This window comes from Mycobacterium haemophilum DSM 44634 (genome assembly GCF_000340435.2).
Lineage (GTDB): Bacteria > Actinomycetota > Actinomycetes > Mycobacteriales > Mycobacteriaceae > Mycobacterium > Mycobacterium haemophilum.
Genome location: NZ_CP011883.2, coordinates 2,821,298 through 2,844,199, shown reverse-complemented (window position 1 = coordinate 2,844,199; position 22,902 = coordinate 2,821,298). Strand labels below are relative to the sequence as shown.

Annotated in this window: 18 protein-coding genes and 2 pseudogenes; 12 read left to right on the top strand and 8 right to left on the bottom strand. The window is 62.1% G+C overall.

The features are described 5' to 3' along the window. Positions 1-75: 75 nt before the first annotated feature. The 3 genes from B586_RS13360 (at position 76) to B586_RS13350 (ending at position 4,650) form a co-directional block, all read left to right on the top strand. The gene (locus tag B586_RS13360; protein WP_054880914.1) at positions 76-918 is read left to right on the top strand and encodes a PhzF family phenazine biosynthesis protein; all 843 of its coding nucleotides are present in this window, start codon (positions 76-78) and stop codon (positions 916-918) included. Positions 919-1,039: 121 nt separating this feature from the next. After that, a complete protein-coding gene (locus tag B586_RS13355) occupies positions 1,040-3,244 on the top strand; it encodes an adenylate/guanylate cyclase domain-containing protein (RefSeq protein ID WP_047315038.1) in 2,205 nt (734 codons plus the stop codon). Continuing rightward, positions 3,244-4,650, top strand: a complete 1,407-nt coding sequence (locus B586_RS13350; protein WP_047315039.1) for a mechanosensitive ion channel family protein — start codon at positions 3,244-3,246, stop codon at positions 4,648-4,650. The genes B586_RS13355 and B586_RS13350 overlap by 1 nt, the downstream gene beginning before the upstream one ends. A 28-nt stretch (positions 4,651-4,678) precedes the next feature. Here B586_RS13350 and B586_RS13345 read toward each other — a convergent pair whose 3' ends face one another. Then, entirely contained in the window at positions 4,679-5,503 is an 825-nt protein-coding gene (locus B586_RS13345; protein ID WP_047315040.1) for a TIGR03560 family F420-dependent LLM class oxidoreductase, read from the bottom strand. Positions 5,504-5,634: 131 nt separating this feature from the next. Here B586_RS13345 and B586_RS13340 point away from each other — a divergent pair, with 131 nt between their 5' ends. From B586_RS13340 to B586_RS13330, 3 genes are read left to right on the top strand one after another with little or no spacing between them, the layout of a single operon-like run. Then, complete coding sequence (locus tag B586_RS13340) at positions 5,635-6,894, top strand: glutamate-5-semialdehyde dehydrogenase (protein ID WP_047315041.1); 1,260 nt, start codon at positions 5,635-5,637, stop codon at positions 6,892-6,894. Between the two features lie 47 nt (positions 6,895-6,941). After that, positions 6,942-7,826, top strand: a complete 885-nt coding sequence (locus tag B586_RS13335) for an AAA family ATPase (RefSeq protein ID WP_047315042.1) — start codon at positions 6,942-6,944, stop codon at positions 7,824-7,826. A gap of 17 nt (positions 7,827-7,843) precedes the next feature. Then, positions 7,844-9,289 (top strand): vWA domain-containing protein, encoded by a 1,446-nt coding sequence (locus tag B586_RS13330; protein WP_054879694.1) that lies wholly within the window; start codon positions 7,844-7,846, stop codon positions 9,287-9,289. A 31-nt stretch (positions 9,290-9,320) separates the two neighbouring features. On the opposite strand, the gene B586_RS13325 is transcribed toward B586_RS13330, so the two are convergent. The 3 genes from B586_RS13325 to B586_RS13315 form a co-directional block, all read right to left on the bottom strand. Beyond that, positions 9,321-10,367, bottom strand: coding sequence for a class I SAM-dependent methyltransferase (locus tag B586_RS13325; protein WP_054879695.1), 1,047 nt, complete (start codon positions 10,365-10,367; stop codon positions 9,321-9,323). A gap of 78 nt (positions 10,368-10,445) precedes the next feature. Next, positions 10,446-10,874, bottom strand: a complete 429-nt coding sequence (locus B586_RS13320; protein WP_047315045.1) for a type II toxin-antitoxin system VapC family toxin — start codon at positions 10,872-10,874, stop codon at positions 10,446-10,448. Beyond that, positions 10,858-11,091 (bottom strand): AbrB/MazE/SpoVT family DNA-binding domain-containing protein, encoded by a 234-nt coding sequence (locus B586_RS13315; protein WP_054879696.1) that lies wholly within the window; start codon positions 11,089-11,091, stop codon positions 10,858-10,860. The genes B586_RS13320 and B586_RS13315 overlap by 17 nt, the downstream gene beginning before the upstream one ends. Before the next feature lie 80 nt (positions 11,092-11,171). Between B586_RS13315 and nadD the strand changes: the two genes are divergently transcribed. The 5 genes and pseudogenes from nadD to B586_RS13290 all read left to right on the top strand — a co-directional run. Then, a complete protein-coding gene (gene nadD, locus B586_RS13310; protein ID WP_082129438.1) occupies positions 11,172-11,834 on the top strand; it encodes a nicotinate-nucleotide adenylyltransferase in 663 nt (220 codons plus the stop codon). Beyond that, positions 11,831-12,220: a ribosome silencing factor gene (rsfS, locus tag B586_RS13305; RefSeq protein WP_047315047.1), complete on the top strand. Its 390-nt coding sequence runs from the start codon at positions 11,831-11,833 to the stop codon at positions 12,218-12,220. Before nadD ends, rsfS begins: the two co-directional genes overlap by 4 nt. Further along, positions 12,217-12,888 carry a glucosyl-3-phosphoglycerate phosphatase gene (gene gpgP / locus B586_RS13300; protein WP_047315134.1) on the top strand — a complete coding sequence of 224 codons (672 nt, stop codon included), beginning with the start codon at positions 12,217-12,219 and terminating at the stop codon, positions 12,886-12,888. The genes rsfS and gpgP overlap by 4 nt, the downstream gene beginning before the upstream one ends. Continuing rightward, positions 12,878-13,609 carry a diglucosylglycerate octanoyltransferase gene (octT, locus tag B586_RS13295; protein WP_054879697.1) on the top strand — a complete coding sequence of 244 codons (732 nt, stop codon included), beginning with the start codon at positions 12,878-12,880 and terminating at the stop codon, positions 13,607-13,609. The genes gpgP and octT overlap by 11 nt, the downstream gene beginning before the upstream one ends. 3 nt (positions 13,610-13,612) lie before the next feature. Then, positions 13,613-14,434, top strand: a pseudogene (locus B586_RS13290) (DegV family protein); the annotation flags it as partial. Here B586_RS13290 and B586_RS13285 read toward each other — a convergent pair. The 3 genes and pseudogenes from B586_RS13285 to B586_RS13275 form a co-directional block, all read right to left on the bottom strand. Further along, on the bottom strand, positions 14,432-17,317 hold the full coding sequence (locus tag B586_RS13285; RefSeq protein WP_054879699.1) for an MMPL/RND family transporter: 2,886 nt from the start codon (positions 17,315-17,317) through the stop codon (positions 14,432-14,434). The pseudogene B586_RS13290 and the gene B586_RS13285 overlap by 3 nt on opposite strands. After that, entirely contained in the window at positions 17,314-17,715 is a 402-nt protein-coding gene (locus tag B586_RS13280) for an MmpS family transport accessory protein (protein ID WP_054879700.1), read from the bottom strand. Before B586_RS13280 ends, B586_RS13285 begins: the two co-directional genes overlap by 4 nt. 222 nt (positions 17,716-17,937) lie before the next feature. Further along, positions 17,938-18,611: pseudogene (locus tag B586_RS13275) on the bottom strand (hypothetical protein). Positions 18,612-18,742: 131 nt separating this feature from the next. On the opposite strand from B586_RS13275, the gene B586_RS13270 reads away from it, so the two are divergent. Then, positions 18,743-19,945, top strand: coding sequence for a GNAT family N-acetyltransferase (locus B586_RS13270; RefSeq protein WP_054880915.1), 1,203 nt, complete (start codon positions 18,743-18,745; stop codon positions 19,943-19,945). A gap of 105 nt (positions 19,946-20,050) precedes the next feature. On the opposite strand, the gene B586_RS13265 is transcribed toward B586_RS13270, so the two are convergent. Continuing rightward, complete coding sequence (locus B586_RS13265) at positions 20,051-22,858, bottom strand: MMPL/RND family transporter (RefSeq protein ID WP_236971288.1); 2,808 nt, start codon at positions 22,856-22,858, stop codon at positions 20,051-20,053. Positions 22,859-22,902: the final 44 nt, after the last annotated feature.

The window sequence follows — 22,902 nt, the reverse complement described above, 5'->3', positions numbered from 1 at the left end:
AAACCGTGATCGGCCTCGAGCAATTACCATCATTGGCGCAACAACCCGACTCAATATGGGGAAGGTGCGATGCCCGTGGCGCGTTCATACGATTTTGCTCAAGTCGATGTGTTCTCTTCGACGCCGTACCTGGGTAATCCTGTTGCCGTCGTTCTTGATGCGACCGGGCTGGACGACGATACGATGCAGCGGGTAGCCCGCTGGACCAACCTCTCGGAGACGACGTTCGTGCTGCCGCCACGGAACCCGAACGCCCACTACAGGTTACGGATCTTCACTCCTGAAGGCGAGCTTCCGTTCGCCGGTCATCCTACCCTTGGCTCAGCGCATGCCTGGCTCGAGCGTCAAGAAAGCTCACGCTGTGCAGACCGCATCGTGCAGGAGTGCCGAGCCGGACTTATCCACGTGCATCGCCGTGCGGGCATCTTGTCGTTTGCCGCCCCACCTACTCAACGTACGGGCGATCTCGACGAGGAGTACCTGGTGCAGATTGTCACCGCCTTTGGTATTGATCGCGACCAGGTGCTCGCTCACCAGTGGGTCGACAACGGTCCTGGGTGGGCGGTCGTGCAGCTTGCCACGGCACAAGAAGTCCTCGACCTTGAACCTGATTTGTCGCGGATCCCCTCGGCCATGGTAGGGGCGATCGGTGCTTACCCGTCGGGATCGGAGTACGCCTTTGAGCTACGCACCTTCGCCCCTGGCGTCGGAGTGGCCGAAGATCCGGTGTGCGGCAGCATGAACGCCGCTGTCGCGCAGTGGCTGATGAGCACGGGAACCGCGTCGCGCAGCTACAAAGTCTCCCAAGGGGCGCGTCTGGGCAGAGCCGGAGACATTACAATATCCACTGATCCCGACGGGACTGTCTGGGTTGGCGGAAGCACCACCACCTGCTTCCGCGGCACCGCTCTCCTCTAAGGCCCCTGCGCCAGCCTTCTGTGGTTGGTTGCTTTGCGGCAACCGCCGATATTGTGAGATTCGCGCGCTAGTCTGCTGCGTTAGTCGAAGCTGAGTCCGGCCAGAGGGATAAGGAAGGCGATTGACAGCGAGTGAGCTAACAGAATCGGAACCCGAGCCAGAAACCGCTCCGGCCACGGAGAGCACGACGCGGCAGAGCCACAAGAGTAGGCGCCGGTTTTTCCGGCTTTTCCGGGTGGGCATCCAGTCCAAGCTGTTGGTGACGCTGTTGGTCTGCAGCGTGCTGTCGGTGGGCGCGGTTGGTGTCATCGGTGCTTTATCCGGCCGCAGTGCATTGCGGCAAGTCGAGTCCGAGCGGTTGATCGAATTGCGTGAGTCGCAGAAGCGTCAGGTAGAGGCGCTGTTCAAGGAGGTGACGGACTCGCTGATCATCTACAGCAGTGGGTTCGGTATCCTCGACGCGATGATCGCGTTCAGCGCGGGATTCGCTCAATTGGCTAACGCGACGATCAATCTCACTCAGCGACAGGAGATTGTCAACTACTACAACAGCGAGATGGTCAAGCCGATCAATCAGATGACCGGTGACACACTCGATCTCAACGCCGTTCTGCCGAGTTCCAATGCCCAGAAATACCTTCAGGCGTACTACACGGCACCGTTCAGGTCGGTGTCTGACTCAATGGCTGTTGAGGACGCCGGCGACGGCAGCGCATGGTCGGCTGCCAATGCCCGCTACAACTTCTACCTCCGCGATATTGCCACCCGCTTTGAATATCGGGACGCGCTGCTGCTGGACATGCAGGGCAACGTTGTCTACTCGGTCGACAAAGGCCCCGACCTCGGAACCAATATCCTTACTGGCCCCTATCGCGAATCTAACCTGCGAGACGCGTACCAAAAAGCGTTGCGGTCCAACGATGTCGACTTCGTCTGGATCACTGACTTCCAGCAGTATCAGCCTCAACTTGACGCGCCCACGGCGTGGGTGGTGTCGCCAGTCGGAATGAACGGCAAGATCGAAGGCGTTATGGCTCTGCCGCTGCCGATTTCGAAGATCAACAAGATCATGACTGCCGACAAACATTGGGAAGCTGCCGGCATGGGCCCATCGACCGAGACGTATTTGGCCGGCCCCGACGATTTGATGCGTTCGGATTCACGGCTCTTCCTGGAAGACCCGCAGGAATACCGGCGCGAGGCGGTGGCTGCCGGTACTCCGCCCGACGTCGTAGACACCGCGATCCGGTTGGGTGGCACAACGCTGGTGCAGCCGGTTCCAAGTGCGGGTCTGCGCGCCGCCCAACGTGGACAGACTGGAACCGTCACCGCCACTGATTATCAGGGCAATAGAGAAATGGAAGCCTATGCCCCGTTGACCGTGCCGAACTCCGATCTGCACTGGTCGATTCTGACGACCCGCGACGATTCGGATGCTTTTGCGCGGCTGAGCAAGTTCAGCAAGACACTCGTGTTGGCGGTCGTGGCGATGATTTTCGTCATCTGTGTCGCATCGATGCTGCTTGCCCAGGTACTCTTGCGGCCGATCCGGCGGCTCGAGGCCGGCACGCAGAAGATCAGCTCCGGTGACTACGAGGTCAGTATCCCGGTAACTTCACGCGACGAAATCGGTGATCTCACTGCGGCTTTCAACGAGATGAGTCGGAATCTGGCGATCAAAGAAGAGCTGCTCAACGAGCAACGCAGGGAAAACGACCGGCTGTTGTTGGCGCTGATGCCTGAGTCGGTCGTGCAACGGTATCGCGAGGGCGAGGAGACCATCGCACAAAAACACCAGGACGTGGCCATCATCTTTGCCGACATCGTTGGGCTCGATGAGATTTCCAATGATCTGTCAGGCGACGAATTGGTCGGGATTGTGGATGAACTATTCCGGCAGTTTGATGCGGCCGCTGAAACCCTTGGCGTCGAACGTATTCGCACGTTCCACAATGGCTACCTCGCCAGCTGTGGTTTAACAACTCCACGACTAGACAGCATTCACCGAAGCGTCGAGTTTGCGGTGGAAATGCGGCGCATCATCGATCGGTTCAACAGCCAAACCGGTCACGAGCTGCGCCTCCGAGTCGGTATCAACATGGGCAACGTTGTCAGCGGGCTGGTAGGTCGATCAGGTCTCGTCTATGACATGTGGGGTGGCGCGGTCAGTCTGGCCTACCGAATGCACAGTGGCTCACCGCAGCCCGGTATCTACGTCAGCTCGCAGGTATACGAAGCGATGCGGGACGTTCGGCATTTCACGCCGGCCGGCACGATTTCGGTTGGCGGAACTGATGAGGCGATCTATCGAGCATCGGAGCGGTGATGAACGCTTTCGATTCGTCGTGGTTCTACTGGGCCGTTGGTATCGCGGTCAGCTTGCCCGTCGGGATCATCCTTCTCACCGAAATGCAGCACGCACTGCTGCGCAGGAAAAGTCATCTGGCCAGGCAAGTAGGCCTGCTGCGCAACTATCTGCTGCCGCTCGGTGCGCTGTTGCTGCTGCTTGTCAAGGCTTCGGAGATCTCGGCCGGAAAAGGCTCGGTGCGAATCCTCACCACGCTGTTCGGCTTCCTGGTGTTGGTGCTGTTGCTCTCCGGGCTCAACGCCACGGTGTTTCAGGGAGCGCCGGAAGGGAGTTGGCGCAAACGACTGCCCACGATCTTCCTCGACGTTGCACGGTTCGCACTGATCGGGGTTGGTCTAGCGCTGATCTTGTCCTACATCTGGGGTGTCCGGGTTGGCGGGCTATTCACCGCATTGGGCGTGACATCGGTCGTCATCGGGTTGATGTTGCAGAACTCGGTCGGCCAGATCGTGTCGGGCTTGTTCATGCTGTTCGAGCAGCCCTTCCGGATCGACGACTGGCTGGATACCACTACCGGGCGGGGACGCGTCGTCGAGGTGAACTGGCGGGCGGTGCACATCGACACCGGCAGTGGAATGCGGATCATGCCAAATTCGGTGCTGGCCAGCACGTCGTTCACGAACCTGAGCCGCCCGGTGGGTAAGCACAAATGTTCAATCACGACAACATTTTCCGCCGCCGACTCCCCGGACAAGGTATGCGCGATGCTGACGCGGGTCGCTAGCGCGCTACCTCACCTCAAGGCGGGGATCATGCCGACCACGGTTGCCCTCGGCAATGCCGAATATTGCACGACGGTCGGGCTGAATTCGCCCGCCGACGACGGCGCCGCGCGGGCGACGTTCTTGCGGTGGGTCTGGTATGCCGCTCGCCGAGAACAGCTTCATCTTGACGATGCGCATGATGACTTCTCGACGACGGAGCGTGTCGAGAGCGCTTTGCGCACGGTCGTGGGCCCCGAACTGCGGCTGAGCCTTAGTGATCAGCAGGCGTTGATTTCGTATGCGAAGGTGGTGCGCTACGGGACCGACGAAATCGTGCAATACACAGGTGCGGTGCCCAAGGCGATGACGTTTTTGATCGCCGGCAGCGTCCGTTTGACCGCAACCGGCGATGACGGCACGGTCATGCCGATTGGCACGCTCACCGAGGGAGCGTTCCTGGGCGTGACCACGCTGACGCGTCAACCCAATCCCGCCGGGGCATACGCGCTAGAAGAGGTGACGGCGCTGGAGGTCGATCGCGAACACCTCGAACAGATTGTGATGCGTAAGCCTCTGCTGCTGCAGGACTTGGGCCGGCTGATCGACGAGCGGCAGCGTAAAGCTCGGCGAGCGGCTCGGGGGGAACGAGCGGCAACGTAAAGCGGGGTGTCGGTACCGGTGGCAGTGCTCATCTGAGTGCGGCGCAGCGTTCGAGTAGCTCCACCGTTGGTGGCTCGGGAAACGCGAATACCATGCGCTCGCAGCCGAGCCGCTCGAATTCCGGCAGCATCGCCAGCTGCTCATCGACTTGGCCGGCCACCGTCGAGGTTAGCGGCACCTGTGCGGAGCGCAGGATCTCGGTGGGGTCGCGACCGATTTCGGCGCATGCCGTGTTCAGGCCTGCGTTCGCAACGCCCCATTTCTCGGGCCCGTCGTAGCTGGGCATGTTCCATTCGTCGGCGTGGCGCGCAATGACCCGCAGGATCTTTGGCTCTGAGCCGCCGATCACAATCGGCGGGTGTGGGACCTGAAGCGGTTTGGGTTCGCACAGGGCGTGGTCGAGGGTAAAGAAGCGCCCGGTAAAGGTCACCGACTCTTCGGTCCAGAGCCTGCGGATCACGGTCAGCGCCTCATCGAGCATCGCGACCCGGATGCCAGGGCTCGGAAAATTGATACCATAGCCGCGGTGCTCGTCTTCGTGCCATCCGGCACCGATCCCGAAGTTTAGGCGCCCGCTGGAAATGTGATCGACCGTGACCGCCATATTGGCGAGAATCGCCGGATTCCGATACGTCACACCGGACACCAGGCAGCCGATCCGCGCACGTTCAACGGTCACCGCCATGGCAGCCAATGTGGTCCAGCCTTCAAACGTTGGCTCGGTGAGCTCCGTCGGCCCGTAGAAGTGGTCGTAATCCCAAATTGCGTCGAATCCGAGTCGGTCGGCGATTTTCCATAGGGCTTGCAATTCCGGGAATTTGGAACATAACCGGAATTTGACGGATATCTGCATATGGCGATAGTAAAGCGGGAACATGGCGTTGCGGGGCCGTTATCGCGGGCAGGTTTTTGCCTCGGCCTCGATACCGGCCCCGACGAACAGGCGGTCTTAACCGGCCAAGGAAAGCCCGATACCCTGAATTGATGAATCTGCAAGCACCATCGCGTCCCGACTTGCGCCAGGAAGTCCACGACGCTGCCCGGCGAGCCCGAGTCGCTGCCCGCGCCCTCGCGGTGCTGCCGACGGTGGCCAAGGACCACGCGCTGCGGGCCGCGGCAACGGCGGTGGCTGCCCACACCGACCAGATCCTGGCGGCCAACGCCGAAGATCTGCAGGCCGCCCGGGCTGCCGACACGCCGGCCGCGATGCTCGACAGATTGGCATTGAACCCGCAGCGCATCGAAGGAATCGCGGCCGGTTTGCGCCAAGTCGCCGGTCTGCCTGACCCGGTCGGGGAGGTGCTGCGCGGCTACACGTTGCCTAATGGGCTGCAATTGCGCCAGTTGCGGGTTCCGCTCGGCGTGGTCGGCATGATCTACGAGGGCCGGCCTAACGTCACCGTCGACGCTTTCGGGTTGGCGCTCAAGTCAGGTAATGCGGCGCTGCTGCGTGGCAGCTCGTCGGCGGCGAAGTCCAACCACGCGCTCGTCGAGGTGTTGCGCGCCGCGTTGGTCAGCGAGGACTTACCCGCCGACGCGGTCCAGCTGCTTTCAGCTGCCGATAGATCCACGGTCACCCACCTGATCCAAGCCCGCGGTCTGGTGGACGTGGTGATCCCGCGCGGGGGAGCGAGCCTGATCGACGCGGTGGTCCGTGACGCGCAAGTGCCCACCATCGAGACCGGTGTCGGCAACTGTCACGTCTACGTGCATCAGGACGCCGACCTGGAGGTTGCCGAGCGGATCCTGCTGAACTCCAAGACCCGCCGGCCCAGTGTCTGCAATGCCGCCGAGACGCTGTTGATCGACGCAGCGATCGCCGATCACGCCATGCCCAGGCTGGTCGCTGCCCTGCAAGATGCCGGGGTGACGGTGCACGGTGGTCTTTCCGGAGACCCGGACGAAGCCGACCTGCGCCGCGAATACCTGTCGATGGACATCGCGGTGGCAGTGGTCGACGGCGTCGACGCCGCGATCGCCCACATCAATGAATACGGCACCGGACACACCGAGGCGATTGTGACGACCAATATGGCTGCCGCCCAACGGTTTGCCGACGGAGTGGACTCGGCCGCGGTGATGGTCAACGCATCGACGGCGTTCACCGACGGTGAGCAGTTCGGTTTTGGCGCTGAGATCGGTATCTCCACCCAGAAATTGCATGCCCGTGGCCCAATGGGACTGCCGGAAATGACTTCGACCAAGTGGATCGCGTGGGGAGACGGTCAGATCCGACCGGCCTGATCCTTCGATATTTCGCCGGGCCCAACCCAGCTTAGGAGCATCCGATTGTGACTGTGCCCGCTCGGCCCACGCCGCTGTTTGCCGATATCCCTGACGTCTCGCGACGGCTGGCCGAGACCGGCTACCTGCCAGACACTGCCACCGCGACGGCGGTGTTTCTTGCCGACCGGCTGGGCAAGCCGCTGCTGGTGGAAGGCCCTGCCGGCGTCGGCAAGACCGAGTTGGCCCGCGCAGTCGCTCAGGCCACCGGCTCCGGTCTGGTTCGGCTGCAGTGCTATGAGGGGGTCGATGAGGCTCGCGCGCTGTACGAGTGGAATCACGCCAAGCAGATCTTGCGCATCCAGGCCGGCTCCGGAGACGGCAGCGACTGGGATCGTACGAAAGATGATGTGTTCAGCGAGGAGTTTCTGCTGCAGCGCCCGTTGCTGACCGCGATCCGGCGCACCGAACCGACGGTGCTGTTGATCGATGAAACCGACAAGGCCGACATCGAGATTGAAGGCTTACTGCTGGAGGTGCTTTCCGATTTCGCGGTGACGGTCCCAGAACTGGGCACCCTCACCGCGGTCCGGGCGCCGTTCGTGTTGTTGACGTCCAACGCTACCCGCGAACTGTCGGAGGCGCTGAAGCGTCGTTGCTTGTTCTTGCACATTGACTTCCCCAGCCCTGAGCTGGAGCGCCGGATCCTGTTGTCCCGCGTCCCCGAGCTGCCTGAGCACCTCGCTGAGGAGTTGGTGCGGATCATCGGTGTGCTGCGTGGGATGCAGCTCAAGAAAGTGCCTTCCATTGCCGAGACCATCGACTGGGGCCGCACCGTGCTGGCACTGGGTCTGGACACCATCGACGACGCGGTTGTTGCCGCCACGCTCGGCGTCGTCCTCAAGCACCAATCCGATCAACAACGCGCCGTTGGGGAACTGAGGCTGAATTAAATGATGGGGCCCAGCTAATGGCCACCCGCCGCATCCGTCCCACCCGGCCGCTTGCCCCGCACGGGCTGCCCGGCCACTTGGTGGGGTTCGTGGGAGCGCTTCGCCAGCACGGGATTTCGGTGGGCTCGTCCGAGACGGTAGACGCCGGCCGGGTGCTGGCAACCTTAGGTCTGGGCGATCGTGAGGTGCTCCGCGAGGGTATCGCCTGCGCAGTGCTGCGCCAGCCGGATCACCGCGACACCTACGACGCCATGTTCGATCTATGGTTTCCGGCGGCATTGGGCGCACGCGCAGTCGTCATCAACGAAGAAGCAGAAGAATCCGATGTCAGCAGTCTGCCGCCGGACGACGTCGAGGGGATGCGCCAGCTGCTGCTGGAGCTGCTCACCGACAATGAAGACCTCGCCGACATGGACGAGCGGCTGGTGGGGATGATCGCGCGGATCGTGGAGGCATACGGCAAATACAACTCCAGCCGCGGGCGAGCGTTCTCGACATATCAAGCGCTTAAGGCAATGGCGCTGGATGAACTGGAAGGCAAGCTGCTCGCGGGGCTGCTCGCCCGCTATGGCGACGAGCCCACACCCACCCAGGAGCAGATCGCCAAAGCGATTGCAGCGCAAAAGATCACACAGCTGCGTCGCATGGTAGACGCCGAGACCAAGCGGCGCACTGCTGAGCAACTTGGTCGCGAACATGTCCAGATGTACGGCATCCCACAGCTTTCGGAAAACGTCGAGTTCCTGCGCGCCTCAGGTGATCAGCTACGCCAGATGCGCCGGGTGGTGGCCCCGCTGGCTCGTACGCTCGCATCCCGACTGGCGGCCCGTCGGCGCCGCGCCCGCGCCGGGTCGGTCGATCTGCGTAAGACGCTGCGCAAGTCGATGTCGACCGGCGGCGTGCCGATCGACGTCGTGCTGGCCAAACCACGTCCCGCCCGCCCGGAATTAGTCATCTTGTGCGACGTGTCCGGTTCGGTCGCTGGGTTTAGCCACTTCACCCTGCTACTGGTGCACGCTCTGCGGCAACAGTTTTCACGCGTTCGTGTCTTCGCATTCATCGACACCACCGACGAGGTGACCCAAATGTTCTCCCCGGATGCCGATCTGGCTGTGGCGATCCAGCGGATCACCCGGGAAGCCGGTGTTTACCGCCGCGACGGGCATTCCGACTACGGCAACGCATTCGTCTCGTTCATGCAGGCTCACCCGAATGCGCTGTCGCCGCGCAGCTCGCTGCTGGTGCTGGGGGACGGGCGCACCAACTACCGCGACCCGGCCATCAACGTACTGGTCGATATGGTGACCGCTAGCCGGCATGCGCACTGGTTGAACCCTGAGCCCAAACACCTATGGGGCAGCGGCGACTCGGCGGCGCCGCGCTACCAAGAGGTGATCACGATGCATGAATGTCGCTCCGCCAAGCAGCTTGCCGCGGTGATCGACCAGCTGTTACCGGTCTGAGGCCCGGTTTTTGCCCAGCGTCACGCTGGCCTCAGCGCGTCTTCTGGAACACCAGCCAGCGCATCTCGATCGGGCTCATATTCCGCTCGACGGGGAACACGTCGAGGCCACTAACCCAGTTGGCGTACCAGCTGGTGGGCGGCCAGGAGGCTGCGGGCAAGTGCGTTTTCTCGTAGTCGTAGACGGAGTCATCGGCAACGAGCTCGAGGGGCAGCCCGGCTGTTGCGGCGGACATCTCGTGTCGGGTGAAGATGCTCGTGTACACCTGCTGACCGAACTCACGCGTGGCCGCCTCGGGTGTGTAGCCGCCGCGCGCCAGGAAGATGTTGAACACCAAGCGGGCACCACGAGCCAGGCAATGGGCGGCGAGTTCGAACAGGCCACGCAACTGCTGCGTCGTCTGGAAATCAGATACCACCTCGGAGAGCACAATCAGCTGGTAGTCCTGCCGCAGATCATCCATGGTCGTGAAGACGTCACGCACGATGACGCGGATGTTCAGGGATTCCTTTTCGGCGTCGGCGCGGATCATGTCGGCGAACTTCGGGGTCATCTCCACCACATCGACCGGGTGTCCACGTCGCGCCAACGCCAGGGCGTTGCGCCCGGTTCCCGCTCCAATTTCGAGCACCCAATGCGTCGTGGGATCGGCAGCTTCGGTGGCTAGCGCCCACACCCGGGCGTCGGGTTCGGTACCGAACAGCGGCGCCTCTCGAGTGCTAATCCAGTCCTCGTAGGCGTTCGACACCGTCCACCACCGAGGGTTGACGTGGTAGTGCAAGGTGTGGCCGACCGGGGCGTTGTAGGAGATGACGATGGTTGAACGCGGGGAGGTCGAATAGGCCATTGCCAACTGACCGTCGAGCACCTTCCTCAGATGAGCAAGTTCTTCGTCGTTAAACTCCCTGCCCACGGTGGCAAAGAGGCTGTCGCACATCTTCACGTACTCGTCGATCAGGCTCGGAACGGCCGGCAGCGTGATCTCGCCGGTGACCACCGATCGGCTGTAAAACCGCCGAATCATGGACTCCTTCATCAGCTGTGTCGGCTCGCCTGATTCGAGCGGCAAATTGTCCACACACCTTTTATACGATCCGCCGGGCTGTTGCGGTCGTGCCCCGCTAAATTCGGTAGCTGCCCGCGCCGCCACGATTGCTCAGGCCAGCAGTTCGATGGCCACGCCGAGGGTGCGGTAGACCTCCACTGCTCGCCGATCACGAGTCACTAGGGTGAGTTGATGTTCCATGGCCGTGGCGCCGACTAGGGCGTCATAGATTGCGCCACCGGCGATCTCGGCCGTTTCGAGCTGTGCCAGTAGTGCAGTGGCGGCGCGAGTCCCGAGAAACCTGGTCTCCGGAAAGGTTTGTGCCAGTACCTTCGCGATGGTCGCCGGAGTCCTGCGGGCCGGCGGCGGCAGGCGGGTCAGGACAGAGAACGTCTCAAATGCGGCGTGGCCGGCCAGACCCAATCTCCGGCCGCGTAACGCTCGGAAGGTGTCCTCGTGGTGGTCGTGATCGGCGACTACCAGTGCGACGGCGACGCTGGTGTCCACGAGTGATGTGGGTGTGCTAGCGCTGAGCGGCATCGCGCAATGTCGCGACGACCGCGTCGGTGATTTCCGCCCCGCCTGCCGGTATCACAAAGCGCCCCTCCCGCTCGTCGAGAGAGTCACCGGCCAGCGGCTCCATGCGCAGTCCAGCGCCGTCAGCGGTCACTTCGACCTCGCCCGGTTGCAGCCCGAGATGGTCGCGTAGCGGCTTCGGGATAACCAATCTGCCTGCCTTATCAATGGTTGCACGCATGCCTAGAGGCTACCATTTAACTGCCTGGGCTAATTCGCGCGATCTGACCTTCACGAGGTGCTCAAGTAAGCTGGCAAATCGTGCAAAAACACCTTCGCAGGCTGGGAGTCATGGGTGGGACGTTCGACCCCATCCATTACGGTCACCTGGTTGCTGCGAGTGAGGTGGCGCACCTGTTCGAACTCGACGAAGTGGTGTTTGTGCCCAGCGGGCAGCCTTGGCAAAAGGGCCGCCACGTCTCCGCCGCCGAGGACCGGTACCTGATGACGGTGATCGCGACCGCGTCCAATCCGTGTTTCTCGGTGAGCCGAGTCGACATCGACCGTGCCGGCCCCACCTACACCAGGGATACGCTGCACGATCTGCACGCCCTCAACCCTGACTCCGAGCTGTACTTCATCACCGGCGCCGACGCGTTGGCGTCCATTCTGTCCTGGCAAGGCTGGGAAGAGCTGTTCACCTTGGCGCGATTCGTCGGGGTCAGCCGACCCGGCTATGAGCTGGGCCACGAGCACATCACCGGGGTTCTGGGCGAGCTGGCAGCCGACGCGTTGACCCTCGTCGAGATCCCGGCGCTGGCGATCTCGTCGACCGACTGCCGGCAGCGTGCTGAGCAGCGTCGACCGCTGTGGTACCTGATGCCCGACGGTGTCGTGCAGTACGTCTCCAAGCGCCGGCTCTATCGCGGACCTCGCGGCGTGGCTGCAACAACGCCCAGCCTGGCCGCCGGAAACAACACATGAGCGCCACCAAGGAGGCGATCGACATGGCGACGGTGGCCGCCGCAGCGGCCGCCGCGAAGCTGGCCGACGACGTCGTCGTCATCGATGTCTCCGAGCAGCTGGGCATCACGGACTGTTTTGTCATCGCCTCGGCGTCCAACGAGCGGCAGGTCAACGCCATCGTCGACGAGGTCGAGGAGAAAATGCGCCGAGCAGGCCACCGGCCGGCGCGCCGCGAGGGTGCTCGTGAAGGCCGCTGGACGCTGCTGGATTACCGCGACATCGTGGTACATATTCAGCATCAGGACGATCGTGACTTCTACGCCCTGGACCGACTGTGGGGTGATTGCCCGGTGGTACCGGTGGACATATCCCAAAACTCCGGGCAATCAGCGAGCCCGTGGTGAGGACGCGTCGTTTGGTGATGTTGCGGCACGGGCAGACGGACTTCAACCTCGGTAGCCGGATGCAGGGCCAGCTAGACACCGAGCTCAGTGAACTGGGCCGCGCCCAGGCGGTCGCCGCCGCCGAGGTATTGGGCAAGTTGCAGCCGCTGCGGATCGTGTCGTCGGATCTGCGGCGCGCCTATGACACGGCGATCAAACTGGGGGAGCGCACCGGGCTGAAGGTCCGGGTCGACGACCGGTTACGTGAGACCCATCTCGGCGACTGGCAGGGCCTAACCCACAGCCAGATTGATGCCGATGCTCCGGGCGCTCGGCTGGCATGGCGCGAAGACGCAACCTGGGCACCGCATGGTGGGGAGAGCCGGGTTGACGTGGCGGCCCGCAGTTTGCCGGTGGTCGCCGAGGTGGTGTCCGGTGAGCCGGAGTGGGGTGAGGATCATGAACTGGATCGACCGGTGGTGGTGGTGGCTCACGGTGGCTTGATCGCCGCCTTGTCGGCTGCGCTGTTAAGGCTGCCGGTCGCCAATTGGCCGATTTTGGGCAGCATGGGTAACGCCAGTTGGGTGCAGCTGTCCGGTCATTCCGATGATTCAGCAGACTTTGACGGAATTCGGTGGCGGCTAGACGTATGGAACGCTTCGGCGCAGGTCTCTAACGATGTGCTCTGAGGTAGCGTCACGGCCAGTATTGCTGGTCTTCGCCGACTCGCTGGCCTACTACGGACCTACCGGCGGCTTGCCTGCCGACGATCCCCGTATTTGGCCCAATATTGTTGCTTCGCAATTAGGTTGGGATCTGGAGCTGGTGGGTCGAATCGGCTGGACGTGCCGGGATGTCTGGTGGGCGGCAACCCAGGATCCGCGTGCCTGGGCGGCGCTGCCCAGAGCGGGCGCGGTGATCTTCGCGACCGGAGGAATGGATTCGCTGCCCTCGGTGTTGCCGACTGCGCTGCGTGAGCTGATCCGCTATGTGCGGCCGCCCTGGCTGCGGCGTTGGGTCCGTGGCGGATACGGCTGGGTGCAGCCGCGGCTGTCACCGGTGGCCAAAGCGGCGCTGCCGCCGTCCTTGACCGTCAAGTACCTTGAATGGACTCGTGGCGCAATCGATTTCAACCGCCCAGGCATCCCGATCGTGGCATCGCTGCCGTCGGTGCACATCGCTGAGACTTACGGCAAGGCTCACCACGGCCGGATGGGGACCGTGGCGGCGATCACGGAATGGGCGCAGCGCCATGCCATTCCCTTAGTGGATCTCAAAGCCGCTGTTGCCGAGCACATTATGAGCGGACGTGGCAATCCCGATGGCATTCATTGGAATTTCGAGGCGCACCAGGCGGTCGCGGAGCTGATGATCAAGGCGCTGGCCGAAGCTGGCGTGCCGAACGGCTAAACCATGCCTGTTAAGGTGGTGACCGACGCGTCGTCGCGTCTACCGGACGATATGTGCGAAAAGTGGGCGATACGCCTGGTTCCGCTGCACATTTTGCTCGACGGTGTCGATCTGCGCGACGGTGTGGACGAGATCCCCGACGACGTGTACGCGCGCCACGCCACGACCGCGGCGGCGACTCCGGCCGAACTCTGTGCCGCCTACCAGCAGGCGTTGGCTGACAGCGGCGGTGACGGTGTGGTGGCGGTGCATATTTCGTCGGCGCTGTCGGGAACCTGCGCTGCCGCCCAACGGGCTGCGGCCGACCTCGGCCCGGCGGTGCGGGTCGTCGATTCGAAGTCGGCCGGTATGGGCGCCGGTTTTGTGGTCCTGGCCGCCGCCCGGGCAGCGGCCGCCGGCGCTGACTTAGACACCGTTGCGGCCATTGCGAATTCGGCGGTAGGCCGCAGTCACTCGTTCATCGTGGTGCACCGTTTGGACAACCTGCGCCGCAGCGGGCGCATCGGTGGTGCCAAAGCTTGGTTGGGCACCGCGTTGGCGCTCAAGCCGCTGCTGCGTATCGAGGACGGCAAACTTGTTCTGGTCCAACGGGTGCGCACCGTCCGGCACGCGACGGCAGCGATGATCGATCGGATTTGCGAAGTGATCGGTGAGGACCCCGCGGCTCTGGCGGTGCACCACGTCGCCAACGCAGCGGGCGCCAGCGAGGTGGCCGCGGCGCTGGCGCAGCGCTTACCAGCGTGCGCGCCGGCGATCGTGACGCCGTTGGGTCCGGTGCTGGCGCTGCACGTCGGTGCCGGAGCCGTCGCAGTTTGCGTGGAACTAACTGGGACTAAGGCTCCGCCGGGCGTTGTGTCCGCGGGGATGGACCACTTGCGGCCACCAGAACCAGCGGCCCAGCAGCGTAGCGATCGACGGCATCAGTAAGGTGCGCACGATCAGCGTATCGAGCAGCAGACCAATGCACACGGTGGTACCGAACTGACCGATAGACCGCAGCTCGCTGCCGATCATGGCAGCCATAGTGAAGGCGAACACCAGACCCGCGGCCGTCACCACCCCACCGGTGCCTGCCATCGATCGGATGATTCCCGTCTTGAGTCCGGCGTGGATCTCTTCTTTGAATCGGGAGACCAGAAGTAGGTTGTAGTCGGATCCGACTGCCAGCAGGATGATGACGGACAGCGCCATGACGATCCAGTGGATTTTAATGCCGAAAAGGTCCTGCCAGACCAGCACGGACAGTCCGAAGGACGCGGCAATCGAGCTAGCCGCGGTGCCCACAATCACCAACGCGGCCACCAGGCTTCGGGTGAGCAGCAGCATGATCATAAAGATCAGCGTGAGCGCCGAGACCACCGCGATCATCAGGTCGTATTTGGCGCCGTCGTGCATGTCTTTGAAGGTCGCGGCGGTACCTCCGAGGTACACCTTGGCCTCCGCCAGGGAGGACTGTTTCAGTCCCTCCTGCGCGGCGGTTCGCTCTGCAGCGACGCGCGAGATGCCTTCCGGCGTCATCGGATCGCCTTGATGGGTGATGAAAAAGCGCGCTGACTTGCCGTCTGGCGATAAGAACATTCGTAGACCCGTCTGGAAGTCCGGGTTATCGAACGCCTCCGGAGGTAAGTAGAAGAAGTCGTCATTCTTGGAGTTGTCGAAGCTTTGCCCCATGACGATGGCGGTATCGCTCATGGCCTCCATTTGATGGATCATCGCCGAGAAGGTGGCGTACATCGTCAGGGTGAGGCCCTTGGTGGTCTTCATCGTGGCGATCATCGGCGGAATCAACGGCAGCATCTCGTGTGTGGCCGCAGCGGTGTGTTGGATGTCAGCCGTGAGTTTGTGGAACTGCTCGGCAAGCTGGTCGAACCCGTCCAACGAGTCGAATAGGGATCGCAACGACCAACAGATCGGGATATCGAAACAGTGTCTATCCCAATAGAAGAAGGCTCTGATCGGCCGCCAGAAGTCGTCGAAATCCGCGATGTGGTTCCGTAAACTATCGGTGATATCGCGTGTTTCCGCCGTGGTCTCTGCGCTGTCGTCAGCGGCGTTGGCAAGGTCTTGCGTCACGACATACATGCGCTGCATGGTGTCGATCATGAACTGCATTTCGTCGGCCATCTTGAGAATGTCGACCATTCTATCTTTCAGAAAGTCCATATTCTGCATGGTTGTTTGGCTCTGCATGCTGTTCTGAAACGGTATCGAGCTGTGTTGAATCGGAATGCCCAGCGGCCTGGTGATGTCCTGAATCATGGCGATCCCCACCACGCGAATGATGTTTTTGGCCACTTTGTCCAGCACCAGCATGTCGGCCGGATTTCGCATGTCGTGGTTGGCTTCGACCATCAACATGTCCGGGTTCATCCGGGCCTGGGAGAAATGCCGTTCCGCGGCTTGGTAGCCAAGATTGGCCGGGGCGTTGGTGGGCAGGTAGTAGCGGTCGTTGTAACTCGTAACATATCCCGGTAGCGCGATCATGCCGATCAAGACGATGGCGGTGCTGACGGCTAAAACCGGTGCGGGCCACCGTACTACCGCGGTACCGACCCGCCGCCACAGTCGGCCGCTGGCCGCTCGCTTGCGTTCGAAAAGACCGAAACGACTGCCCACGAAAACGACAGCCGGACCCAGCGTGAGCCCGGCGAACACCACGACCAACATTCCGATTGCCACCGGTGCACCCATAGTGTTGAACCAGGGCAGCCTGGTGAAGCTCAGGCAATACGTCGCCCCGGCGATGGTCAGACCCGACCCCAGCACAACCGGGGTTACACTACGAAATGTGCTGTAGTACGCCGTTTCCCGATCCACGCCGGCCTGACGCGCCTCTTGATAGCGGCCCACGAGGAAGATCCCGTAATCCGTTCCGGCGGCGATCGCCAGCATCGTGAGGATGTTCGCGGCGAACGTGGTGAGCCCGAATACGTCATGGTATCCGAGAACCGCGATGACTCCCCGCGACGAAGCCAACGCGATACCGGTCATAAACAGCTGGACGAGTGTGGTGACGATGGAGCGGTAGACCAGCAGCAACATCACTGCGATGGCGCCCAAGGTAAACAGTGTGATCTTGGCCAGGCTCGCGTTACCGATGATGTGTATGTCATCACTGAGTGCGGCGGGACCGGTCACATAGGCCTTCACCCCAGGGGGTGGAACGCTGCGGTCGATCACGGTGCGGACGGCTTCGACAGATTCGTTGGCCAGCGTGGTGCCTTGGTTACCGGCGAGGTTCAACATGACGTAGGCGCCCTTGGCGTCAGCGCTTTGTGCTCCCGCCGCCGTTAGTCGATCCCCCCAGAAGTCCTGGATGTGCTGGACGTGTCTGGGATCCTGCCGCAGTTGGCGAATCACGTTGTCGTAGTAGCGGTGCGCGTCATCGCCCAGGGGTTGCTGACCGTCCAGAACAATCATGACGGTGCTATTGGAATCGAATTCGTGAAAGTTGTGGCCTAGCAGCATCATCGCCTTCATGGACGGCGCGTCGGTCGGAGCCATCGGCGCTGAGTGCTGCTCGCTGACGACTTCTAAGGGCGGGACGATGACGTTCACGACGATTGTCAGGAGCACCCAGGCCAGGATGATCGGGACTGCAAAGATGCGGACTGCGTGCGGGATAGTGGGGCGGCGGCCGCGCCCGGTTCTGGTGCTGGGCTCGCGGGTCACCGTGCTCTCGGTGCTCTTGCTGTTTGGATTGGTCATGCGGACTTCACCAGACAAAACGTCTGAGCGTTGAGGCCGTCGGCGCTTTTCTCATCCCGCACGACACCGTCGACAGTGATCCGGCAGCTGATCTGGCTGCCGTCACTTTGGGCCATGATGTTGGCACTAACCGCGGGCAGTGTTGTCGAGATCGTGTACGACCACGGCAGCGGGGCTGCATTGACCTGATGGGTGTTGGCGTTCTCGTCCCAGTAGTTGATGTTTGCGGTGCTCCCTGGTGAGCCGGAGACCTCGTATTTGACGACCTTGGGGTTGAACTGCACGATCTCGATGCCCGCCCCAGCATTCGCATTGAGGTCCGCAGAGCCAAAGATTTTGTGCAGCCGTACCACGACCAATGCCGAGACGGCCAGCACCGTCACCAAAACCAGCGGCATCCAGGCTCGTGTGAGTGCGCGGGTAATGCGACCGGAATTTGAGCCTGAATTTGGATCTGAATTTGGATCAGCCCTCATCTGACCGCCTTCCGCTCGCCGACCTAGGTCTGTAACGCCGTAGGGGAAAGCTTGCTTCCGGCGTAATCTCCAAGTAATGCCCACAGAACCTTTGCTCGGCTAAGTACATTAACCCTTAGAGGACGCAAACGTTCCTCCGGGTCCCTAGTTCGCCGCCCGGCCGGTGACCGGCGGCAGATCGGCCAGCGTCACGATCCCGGGTTTGGCAGCTACTACGGCCGGGACCGCATTGGTGACGGGAATCCGACACTGACGACGTTGCGACCACCGGCCCGGCCGCGGTGGTAGCCGTAGACACTGGCCACGGTTCCGGCCGGGGATGGTCATGAAGCCCAGATCGGTGTCGCTGGTGGCGGCGGTAAAGGTGACGTGACCTCGAAGGTCATCGTCTTGCGAGAACCCCATTGCGGTCTGCGTTTCCGCCGATTCATAGGTCGAGCAGTCCACCGACTCGGTAATCCGGATCTCGTCGACATGCTCGCAGCAGGCACTCAGCACCATGCCGGCCAGGTTCGTCATCCCAGGGTGCGCACCGCTGCCGAACATGGTCGAGCCGCCGCGTTGAACGGGTTGCAGCAACACGCGTCGGTGCCCAGCGCGAGCAACGCGTCAATGTCATTGGTTGCTCGCACGCCCGTTGGCTCTGGCCAGCCGGCCAAGTCGGCGGCATCGACACCGACCTTGTTCGGTCCGTGTGCGTACACCCCGACCAGCTCCATGTCGGGTCGGCCGATGATGGCGTGCAGCGATCGTCGACCGATGTTTCCGGTCGTCCACTGGATCACCCGCAGTGGACGGTCCGGGCTGCGTGTACTCATAGGCGCAGACATTGTCGAAAAGCGGCTCGGGCATTGCCGCATTCGCGTTGGCCGCTAGCAAAATATTCGGGTGCGTTCGGGTGCCGGGTATGCCACAGTTGGATTTCGTGACTGCGACTGTGCCGAAGACCGTGCCGAGTGCCTTACCTACCTCCCTGGCTGTCCGTAGTCCGAGCGACGACGACTGGCCGGCAATGTATCGCTTGGCTGCCGCCAGTTTCACCGAGTTCATCGGTGCTGATTCGACGAACGCCTTGCGCACCCTGATACCCGACGATGGCGCGGTGGTCGCCTGCGATGGCCATGACGTCGTCGGGATGGCGCTGTATCTCGACCTGCGGTTGACAGTGCCGGGTGGGGCGGTGCTTCCGGCGGCTGGCCTGAGCTTTGTCGCGGTTGCGCCGACACACCGCCGGCGCGGGACGTTGCGGGCGATGTGCGCTGAATTGCACCGGCGGATGGCCGATTCCGGTTACCCGATCGCGGCGTTGTATGCCAGCGAGGGCGGCATTTACGGCAGGTTTGGCTACGGACCCGCCACCATCGTGCACGAGCTGACCATTGATCGTCGCTTCGCCCGGTTCCATGCCGACGCACCCGATCCCGGTGCCGTCCGGTTGATCAAGCCCGCCGAGCAAGGTGACCAGTTGGCGGCGATCTACGAGCGCTGGCGTCAGCAGGTGCCGGGCGGATTGGCACGTCCGCAGCTGCTCTGGGATCAGTTGCTGGACGACAACGGGACGTCGCGTCGCGAGGCCCGCGAATTGTTTGCGCTCCTGCATCCCGATGGTTACGCGCTGTATCGGGTGGACGACGCGGATCTAAGGTTGGCACGGGTCTGCGAGCTCAGGGCCGTCACCACCGATGCGCATGTCGCGTTGTGGCGAGCGCTACTTGGGCTCGATTCGATGGATCGGGTCAGTATTATTACCCATGGCGATGACCCGTTGCCGTACCTGCTCACCGATACCCGGCTGGCTCGCACTACCGGCCGCCAGGACGGCCTCTGGTTGCGCATCATCGACATACCGGCCGCACTCGAGGCACGCAGTTATTCTGCCGAACTCGGGGAGCTCGCCACGGTGCTCGACGTTTCCGAACGCGGCCGGTTCGCGCTGCAGATCCGTAACGGCCGTGCGAGTTGCACACCGACCGATGCGCCGGCTGAGGTCGAGATGGGTCTCGACGTACTGGGCAGCTTGTACCTTGGTGCGCACCGTGCGTCGATGTTTGCCGCGGCGAATCGGTTGCGCGTCAAAGACTTTCGTCTGCTGCGTCGACTTGACGCCGCATTCGCCAGCGATGTCACCGCCGAGGCCGGTTTCGAGTTCTAAGCGCGGCTGAACACGGATCGTTCGGCGGCAGACGGAAGCGGCAGCGGAGGGGCGACGAGGTGCGGTAACCCTCTGGGAACATGGGCATTCCGCCGAGGGACGGCGTTAACGTGGTGGTGTGCGCGTCACCAGGACGCCGTTGGCTGGGGCCCAATGGTTGGCGAGTCGCGAGCGCACCTTCAGTGGCCACCAGAACCAACGCCCGAGCAGTGCGGCAATCGACGGCGTCATCAGCGAGCGCACGATCAAGGTATCGACCAGCAAGCCTAGGCAGATGGTTGAGCCGCCTTGCCCAAGCGTGCGCAGTTGATTGACGATCAACGAGCCCATCGTGAAGGCGAATACCAGGCCCGCGGCTGTCACGACTCCGCCGGTGCCGCCCATGGACCGGATGATGCCTGTCTTCAGGCCGGCGCCGGTTTCCTCCTTGAACCGGGAGACCAGTAACAGGTTGTAGTCGGATCCCACCGCCAGCAGGATAGTGACCGAGAACGGCAGCACGATCCAGTTCAAATCCAAGCCGACAAGGTGCTGCCAGACCAGCACGGAAAGCCCAAATCCCGTGGCCAGCGACAGCACCACCGTCCCGACGATCACCAGCGCGGCAATCAGTGCGCGTGTGATCACCAGCATGACGATGAAGATCAGGATCAGCGCGGCCATCGCTTCGACCATCACGTCGTATTTGGTGGCTTCCTGTATGTCTTTGAAGGCCGCCGCGGTGCCGCCTAAATAAAACTTGGCGTTTGCCAACGGGGTGCCCTTCACGGCTTCGTACGCGGCCTTGAGTTCCGCGTCGACGTGTGAAATGCCCTCGGGGCTGGCGGGATCCCCATCGTGGGTGATGATAATTCGGGCAGCCTTGCCATCAGGGGAGACCAGCAGTTTGAGCCCTCGATTGAAGTCTGGGCTGTTGAACACCTCAGGGGGGACGTAGAAGAAGTCGTCGATTTTAGCGTTGTCAAAGTATTTACCCATCAGGGTCGCCGTATCGGTCATGCGGTCCATTTGGGTTAGCAGACCCGAAAAACTGCTGTAGAGGGCCAGGAACGTGGCCTGCATCGATTTTGCGACGGTGATCATTGGCGGTATCTGCGCGAGAATTTGGGGCATCAGCGTGTCGACGTGGTCTAGTTCGTTTACCATCGTTTGAAGGTTTTCGCTGAGCTTGTCGACGTTGTCCAGCGAATCAAAAAGCGATCGAAACGACCAACAAAGTGGGACGTCGAAGCAGTGCTTTTCCCAATAGAAGTAGCTGCGAATCGGCCTCCAGAAGTCGTCGAAATCAGCCAGCGAGTCTCGTAGCTCATTAGTGATCGCCGACAGATCGTGCGAAGTGCCGGCCAGATGGTGATACGCGTCGTCCAGCTCGAGCGTCAAGCGATATTGACGCTCCAGAGTCGCGATCATCGTGCCAAGGTCGTCGCGGCTCAACTTAAGAATATCGGCTAGGCGATCCCGCAGATACTGCAGATTATCCCTGATGGGAACGGGTTGCAGGCCGATCTGAAACGGGATCGTACCGTGTTCGATGTTATATCCCAACGGCCTGGTTATGCTCTGCACCCGGGCGATGCCAGGTACGCGGAATATGTTTTTCGCGATCCTATCCAAGTCGAGCATGTCCGTCGGATTCCGAAGATCATGGTCGGCTTCGACCAGCAACAGATCGGGATTCAGTCTCGCGTAAGTGAAATGTTGTTCGGCCGCGGCATCTCCGACATTGGATACCATCTTGGCAGGAACATAGGCACGGTTGTCATAGCTGGTCCGGTACCCGGGCAGAGCGAGCCCCCCGATGACGGAGACAACGAGGGCGCCGGCAAGGATTGGCGCGGGCCACCGCACGACCGCCGTTCCAATTCGTCGCCACCTGCGGATGTTGGTCTTTCGTTTAGGGTCGAGCAGGCCAAAGCGGCCGCCCACGACGAGGATGGCTGGAACCAAGGTGAGTGACGCCGCGATCACAACGAGCAGCCCCACCGCGCAGGGAATCGCCAGGGTGTGTAAATACGGCAACCGCGTCAATAGCAAGCACAGCATAGCTCCGGCGACGGTGAGGCCGGAGCCCAAAACAACGTGAGCAACCCCGCGATATGTGGCGTAAAACGCCGCCTCGCGATCGTCGCCGGCTTGGCGCGCCTCATGATATCGGCCGATAAAGAATATCGCGTAATCCGTTCCGGCAGCTATCACCAGCGACATGAGCAGGCTGACAGCGAAAGTCGTAAACCCCATTAAATGAAAGCTGCCAATAATCGCGACAGTCCCTCGCGCGATGCCTAATTCGACGAAGACCACGCTGAGGACAAGCAACATGGTGGTAATAGAGCGATAGAAGATCAGCAACATGATCGTGGCGACGATAAGCGTTATCGTGACACGCTGCCCCAGGCTCTTGTCGCCGGCCTCCGTGGTGTCGGTGGTCAGCGGCGCCTGCCCGGTCACGTAGGCTTTTAGCTGCGCCGGCGGGTGCGAATGCGCCACGATGTCCTCGACTGCGTGGACCGATTCGTCCGACAGCGTCTCACCCTGGTTGCCGGCGAGGTTCACCTGCACGTAGGCGGCCTTGCTGTCAGCGCTCTGGTTACCCGCCGCCGTGATCAGATCGCCCCAGTAGTTCTGGACGTGCTGGACATGTTTGGTGTCATGTTCGAGTTGGCGCACCAGGTCGTCGTAGTAGCGGCGCGCATCATCTCCCAGTGGCCTTTCCCCCACCAAGACCACCATCGCGACGCTGTCGGAATCGAACTCCTGAAAAAGCTTGCCCATGCGCTTCATCCCGATCAACGACGGGGCATCCTTGGGCAACAACGCCACCGTGTTTTCACGCTCGACCGCTTGTAGCTTCGGTGCGGCGACCAGCACGACGACGGTGAGCACCAGCCAGCCGACAATGATCGGCACCGCCATCCGCCGGATCGTCCGCGCTAGCAACGACCCCTCGGCGTGACCGC

Excerpts from the sequence above, each read along its gene's own strand:
- B586_RS13320 (WP_047315045.1), bottom strand. The coding sequence starts at position 10,874 with ATGCCGCTCAGCGCTAGCACACCCACATCACTCGTGGACACCAGCGTC.
- B586_RS13315 (WP_054879696.1), bottom strand. The coding sequence starts at position 11,091 with ATGCGTGCAACCATTGATAAGGCAGGCAGATTGGTTATCCCGAAGCCG.
- rsfS (WP_047315047.1), top strand. The coding sequence starts at position 11,831 with ATGAGCGCCACCAAGGAGGCGATCGACATGGCGACGGTGGCCGCCGCA.
- B586_RS13340 (WP_047315041.1), top strand. The coding sequence starts at position 5,635 with ATGAATCTGCAAGCACCATCGCGTCCCGACTTGCGCCAGGAAGTCCAC.
- B586_RS13350 (WP_047315039.1), top strand. The coding sequence starts at position 3,244 with ATGAACGCTTTCGATTCGTCGTGGTTCTACTGGGCCGTTGGTATCGCG.
- B586_RS13280 (WP_054879700.1), bottom strand. The coding sequence starts at position 17,715 with ATGCCGCTGGTTTTGGTGACGGTGCTGGCCGTCTCGGCATTGGTCGTG.
- B586_RS13265 (WP_236971288.1), bottom strand. The coding sequence starts at position 22,858 with ATGGCGGTGCCGATCATTGTCGGCTGGCTGGTGCTCACCGTCGTCGTG.
- B586_RS13345 (WP_047315040.1), bottom strand. The coding sequence starts at position 5,503 with ATGCAGATATCCGTCAAATTCCGGTTATGTTCCAAATTCCCGGAATTG.
- octT (WP_054879697.1), top strand. The coding sequence starts at position 12,878 with ATGTGCTCTGAGGTAGCGTCACGGCCAGTATTGCTGGTCTTCGCCGAC.
- B586_RS13285 (WP_054879699.1), bottom strand. The coding sequence starts at position 17,317 with ATGACCAATCCAAACAGCAAGAGCACCGAGAGCACGGTGACCCGCGAG.
- B586_RS13330 (WP_054879694.1), top strand. The coding sequence starts at position 7,844 with ATGGCCACCCGCCGCATCCGTCCCACCCGGCCGCTTGCCCCGCACGGG.